This window comes from Rhizobium sp. PDO1-076 (genome assembly GCF_000247475.1).
Classification (GTDB): Bacteria; Pseudomonadota; Alphaproteobacteria; order Rhizobiales; family Rhizobiaceae; genus Allorhizobium.
The window spans coordinates 1-1,930 of the sequence record NZ_AHZC01000241.1; the positions used below are offsets into that span (position 1 = coordinate 1).

The following is a 1,930-nucleotide window of genomic DNA, read 5'->3' on the forward strand; positions in this document are numbered from 1 at the left end:
ATGCCGCAACAGCATATGCCGGGCGAGGAAGCCTGGCTGGTTGGCGAGTGGCGCTCAAACGACGAACGCAAATATTATCTGTCCAATCTGCCGGCCGCGGCGACATTGAAACAACTGGCGGCGGCCATTAAAGCTCGTTGGGTCTGCGAGCAGGCTCATCAGCAGATGAAGGAAGAACTCGGTCTCGATCACTTCGAAGGCCGATCATGGCAAGGCCTTCATCGACATGCGCTGATGACCATGATCGCTTATGCCTTCCTGCAACATCAGCGCCTATACAAGGCAAAGCGGAAAAAAAGGAACAGACGCGGCCCGCCTAAACCGACACTGCCAGCTATCCGACGCGCCGTCATAGCCGCGCTCTCAAACCACCATCCACCACAACGATGTCCACACTGCCGTATCAGGTTCCAAATGACCTCAAAATCAATTCTGCCAAAGTAGTGCTTCTGTAATGGGCCTTTGTTCGTCAAGTCCCTCAGTACCAAAATCTCGTCACCAGGATCATGCTTCTGTCCGTGGTCAACACGCAGGCCGCCACACCATGCCATAAGATCAGAACCGGCAGGTCAATCTAGGCGGCGTGATTGCCGAAGCCTCACAGCACTACTTACGACCTTGCCAGGCTCTCGTCCCGGTGACGGGACCTTCATTGAGACGAGCCTAAAATACCTCGTCTCGATACCGCTATCTATGCCGCAGAGGCTTCCTTGCCCCAACGGAATTCGCTCTCGTTCACCCACATACGACGAAGGATCGTCGCAAGCTTGCGGGCCAGCGCGACTTTCGCCCGTTTCATGCCACGCCGTTTTGCCACATCGACTGCCCATCGTTTCAGCGCCGAGAACCTGGTAGCACGGGTCAGCTTAATGTGGGCCGCCTCGTAAAGGGCGGTGCGCACCATTGTGTCACCAACCCTGCTGATGCCACCGTCCAGATCCGTCTCGCCGGATTGGTATTTCTTCGGCGTCAACCCGAAGTAGGCGCCGACGGTCTGAGATTTCGTAAACCGGCTTGGGTCGTCGATCGCGGAGCGATAGGTAATAGCAACGAGCGCACCAACGCCCGGTGTGGTCATCAGTCTTTGGCAGACCTGATCCTGGAGAACGATTTTCAACATCTCACGATGCATTTTGGTGAACTCCGTCCAAAGCGCATGACGAGCCTGCAATATAGCGCCTATCACGGTCTTCAACACCGGGTGTCCGTCGACGAGCTCCAATATTCGTGCTTCAAATCGGCCGCGGCTCACCTCGCCAACCTTCAAGCCATAGCCCCGCAAAATACCCCGAATGCTGAGCTCGACGTCACGCAATTTGGCCTGCCGCAGTTTGCGACCGGTCAGAAGCGCCCGGACATCCTGCGAGCCAGGAGATTTCGAATGCACAGCGCGATACCATCCCATCCGCAACAATTGGGCGATGCCGCGTGCATCTTTACGGTCCGTCTTGATGATCATCGCCGACAGGGCAGCCTTCACATGGCGGGTTTCCAGCAGAACGACATCAAAGCCAGCCTTCGTTAGGCCCTCATGCAGCCATTGAGACAAGGGACCTGCTTCAAGCCCCACCCACCTCACGGCAAACTCCAACGAAACAAAGTGTTCGATCAGCGCATCTGGATCGCTCGCTACCTTCGTCTCGCGGATAATTTTGCCCGCGGCATCCACCAAACACACGCTGCTCGCTTCCAAAGGAAACATCAATTCCGGCAAAGTACTCCATGGCTGTTCCTCGCTTGATGTTTGGGGCCGACCAGCTCGGACCCCGTCTCAACATCGTCATTCTGAGGGACAGCCACCAATCTGGCTACATTCTCGGAAGCGTCGGCCCATTACGGCATCTAGTGCACGGGGTCGGGATGGAGAAGCCCGTCGTCCACCGACGTTTTGATCGCCGACGGGAAGGTATTGGCGCCATCTGTGCCGATC

At 56.5% G+C, this 1,930-nt stretch carries 1 protein-coding gene and 2 pseudogenes; 1 reads left to right on the forward strand and 2 read right to left on the reverse strand.

Annotated elements, in window-relative coordinates:
* On the forward strand, positions 1–444 hold a 444-nt coding region (locus PDO_RS14040; protein WP_458574653.1), incomplete at its 5' end, for a transposase.
* 247 nt (positions 445–691) lie between these two features.
* Here PDO_RS14040 and PDO_RS14045 read toward each other — a convergent pair.
* Both PDO_RS14045 and PDO_RS27920 read right to left on the reverse strand, forming a co-directional pair.
* Positions 692–1,724 (reverse strand): annotated as a pseudogene (locus PDO_RS14045) (IS110 family RNA-guided transposase).
* Between the two features lie 121 nt (positions 1,725–1,845).
* A pseudogene (locus PDO_RS27920) lies at positions 1,846–1,930 on the reverse strand (IS6 family transposase); the annotation flags it as partial.